The 3,280-nt window shown below is 60.0% G+C and carries 3 protein-coding genes; 2 read left to right on the forward strand and 1 reads right to left on the reverse strand.

Going from position 1 to position 3,280, the window contains the following annotated elements:
• Window positions 1-82: 82 nt before the first annotated feature.
• Both mamV and MTBSS4_RS21945 read left to right on the forward strand, forming a co-directional pair.
• Window positions 83-1,036 (forward strand): CDF transporter MamV, encoded by a 954-nt coding sequence (gene mamV / locus MTBSS4_RS21940; protein ID WP_256367426.1) that lies wholly within the window; start codon window positions 83-85, stop codon window positions 1,034-1,036.
• Window positions 1,037-1,226: 190 nt separating this feature from the next.
• Window positions 1,227-1,739 (forward strand): hypothetical protein, encoded by a 513-nt coding sequence (locus MTBSS4_RS21945; protein ID WP_173985516.1) that lies wholly within the window; start codon window positions 1,227-1,229, stop codon window positions 1,737-1,739.
• An 11-nt stretch (window positions 1,740-1,750) separates the two neighbouring features.
• Here MTBSS4_RS21945 and MTBSS4_RS22580 read toward each other — a convergent pair whose 3' ends face one another.
• Window positions 1,751-3,043 (reverse strand): hypothetical protein, encoded by a 1,293-nt coding sequence (locus MTBSS4_RS22580; protein WP_254432716.1) that lies wholly within the window; start codon window positions 3,041-3,043, stop codon window positions 1,751-1,753.
• Window positions 3,044-3,280 lie beyond the last annotated feature (237 nt).

Below are 3,280 nucleotides of genomic sequence, written 5' to 3' on the forward strand. Positions count from 1 at the left end.
GGGGCGGTTGCCAGGGATGGCAGGCAACTGATATAGAAGAAGCCAAGGTGGCGCATCGGCGGCGCCGATGCTGGGAAGGCAGATGAAACCAAGCAAATGCCAGGATTGTCGTGACCGGGCGGCTTGGCTGGACATGTTCACCGCCTTGGCTCTGGCCGTCTTCAAGACCGCATTGGGCGTGTTGAGCGGTAGCATGGCGCTTCAGGCCCATTCCCTACATTCCTTCGGCGATTTCCTGACCAAGGGCATTAATCTGGCGAGTGTGAAACTGTCCAGCCGACCGGCCAATTCCGCCTTCCCCTATGGCTATGGCAAGGTTCAATTCCTGTCGGCCAATTTCATCGGCATCAGCCTGATGATCGGGGCCGCCTCCATGCTGTGGTACAATGTCAGCCATCTCGGCTCCGGACATGTCCAGGTCCCGGAGGTCTGGGCCGTTTTCGGCGCCCTGATCTCCGCCGGAACCGCCGAACTGATGCACCGCTATTTGCTCTGCGTCGCCGAGCACACCAACAGCCCCGCGATCATGGCCGCCGCCGCCGACAATCGGGGCGACGCCTATTCGTCGCTGGCCGTTCTGGCGGGTATCGTCCTTTCCATCCTAGGGTGGGTGGCGGCCGATCATCTGGCAGCCATCCTGGTATCGATCCTGGTTCTGCGCATCGGCGGGGTGATCGCCTGGGACAGCATCCACGGGTTGATGGACGGCAGCGTTCCCTCCCACCGTATCGACGGAATCCGGCAATTGCTGGCCGCCCACCATCCCGGCGTCAGCGTGGTGGATCTGCGCGGTCGCCGCATGGGGGAAACCTGGGAAGTCGATCTGCAACTGTCCATTTCGAGCCAGGTCACGGTCGAGGAGTGCCATGCCCTGACCCGGGAGCTGGAAAGCAGGATCGCCCGCGAAGAACCGCATGCCTGCCATATCCGCATTCGCTTCATTCCCCAATCCGGCGATGCCTCCAAGGTGGAGGTCATCAATGCGGCGGCGGTGGATGAATTCGCCGATCTGGTCGAGACTCCCGCCGGGGTTTGACCGCCCCCATTTCTTCCGGGAGGGGAGGACTGTTGGCTCACTTCGATTTTCCAGCGAAAACAGAATGCTTCGGCGCGGAGTTCAGTCGGCGGCAGTACTGACGCAAAAAGTGGTGAATAACCGCCACTTTTTAATTTTGCTGCGCCGCAATAAATCTTGAGTCGTTCCAAACCTATCGGGGGAGGCGGCCATGATGGTGCAGCGGTACATTCTCCTGGCGGATGGGATCGACAGCTTGCGCGGCATGACCAGCGAAATCCTGCGGGCGTTGGGCTATGCCAGCGTGACGGAGGCGAAGACCAGCAAGGCGGCTCTGAGCGTCTTGAGGGCCTGCGAGATCGACCTGCTGATCATCGCCTCCCGGATTGAAGGGCTGTCCGTATTTGAAGCCATCGGGTTAATCCGAGCGGGCAAGGCCGGGTGCAAGAAGAAGCTGCCGGTCATCGTCCTGGGGGCCCCGTCCCATGACGCGGGAGCGTTCGACGTCATCGCCGAGGCCCAGGCCATCCATGCGGGCGCCTCCGCCTATATGCCCATGCCGCTGTCCATGAAGAAGCTCTTTCCGGTGGTCCACGCCGCGCTTTACCCGCCGGTCAAGAAACACGGCCATAAGATGATCGTAAACCGCCCAGGGTTCTCCCGCTTCCTGATGAGGAAGTTGAGCCTGAAGGGGGGCTGGGACAAGGCGCCTGAACTGGGATAGGGACGGGGCCGCTATGCCGGCGGCGATTGGTTGAGGCGTTGGAAGGCGGCCTCCTGGGAATCGGCGGTGCGGCGCTCCTGCAAGAGCATGTCGGCGTCGTTGAGCCGCCTGGAGGCAACAAGTTTCAGCTGCGAATTGTCTTCCTTCTCGAACTCACCAAGTGCGTTGTCCATACTCGCCAAGGACAGCACGTTCAGCCATCCGGTCTTGATCATCTCCAAGAGGCCGATTGAGAGCGAAGGATAGCCGCCGAGCATTGTGATCAAGGTGTCGAATTCGGACATCTTGTAGAAGATCTTCGATGACGATCCCAATGCGGCGGGGGTGGTTCCATCGACGATTCTCGACGATTCCTGGACGGTCCGTTCAAGGCCGGAAGCCAGGATTCCAAATGAGAATTTGCTGACTGTTCCCATGATTTCGGCATATTTCTTCTTGAAGAAGGAGCCGACTTCGCCTTCTTCCCGGCAATAGCCGTGGATCAGTCCCATGAGGTTCATCAGGCGATTGAAGTGGTCGCTGATCTTCGCCTTGGCGTTTTCCGCCGAGGGGTCATGGAGCAGGGCTTGGAGCTCTTGGGAGATGCGCAGGGCCTCCAGGACAACCTGGACGCGGCGATTGGACGGCGGCAGATGCTGGATATCGACGTCTTGGGCACCGCCGGATGCCGCGGTCATGCCGACCCCGGTGACGGCTTTCGGCGGCGACCGGGCTGCCGATCCGGTATTTCCGCCGCCCTGCAAGGCGGCAGAATCCTCTGGCCGAACCGAGGGAGGCGGTTTCGGCGGTGCGGCTCTCGCAGGGCGGGGTGACGCTCCATCGGAGGAACGGCGGCGCGGCCCCTGATAGTTGGGAAGATCGTTCCGCCGCCGGTCGGGACCGGCATAGCCGCCGCAGTCGATGAATTCGCGCGAGTCGCCGAGGAGAGCGGAGACGGCTTTTAGCATCCCTCGCAGGGTGAGGGGGAGCGTGGCGAAGGCTGAGGCTCCCGCATCCCTAGCCTGGGTCAGACGATCATTATCCCATCCTTCGGTGACGCACAGGAATGGAACCGAACGCACTTTGGTGGGTAATTCGCGACGGACACACCTCAGCAGCTCGATGTGGCCGTCACCAGCTTCTGCCCAAATCACGAGGTCAATGGTGACGTAACGAAGCTGCAAAATGGCGTGTTCAACCGTATCCGTCTCGTGAATTTTGCCAATACCGATCTGATTGAGAACGTCAGCCAGCAGACGACGCTTCTTCTTGTCCGAGGAAATCAGAAGGCATGCAATGTTCTTGAATGATGGAAGCGCCAGCATGCATCAACTCGTCGGAGATCGGAATTGCATGTTCAAAAATAGTGGTGGATACACTGACAAACGCTGGGTATCCACCCGCTTCGTCGCCCACATCTTCCGGAGCTTCAAGCGGAGAACTTGACGGAAACCTTATTACGTATGATGTGACGAGTCCATGGGGCTACGTGGAAATTTTGTTTGAATGGTGGATTTGAATGGTGGAATAGTCTGGTCTGCCCCCCCACCCCCCCCCCCCCC

This window comes from Magnetospirillum sp. SS-4 (assembly GCF_902729425.1).
Taxonomy (GTDB): Bacteria; Pseudomonadota; Alphaproteobacteria; order Rhodospirillales; family Magnetospirillaceae; genus Phaeospirillum.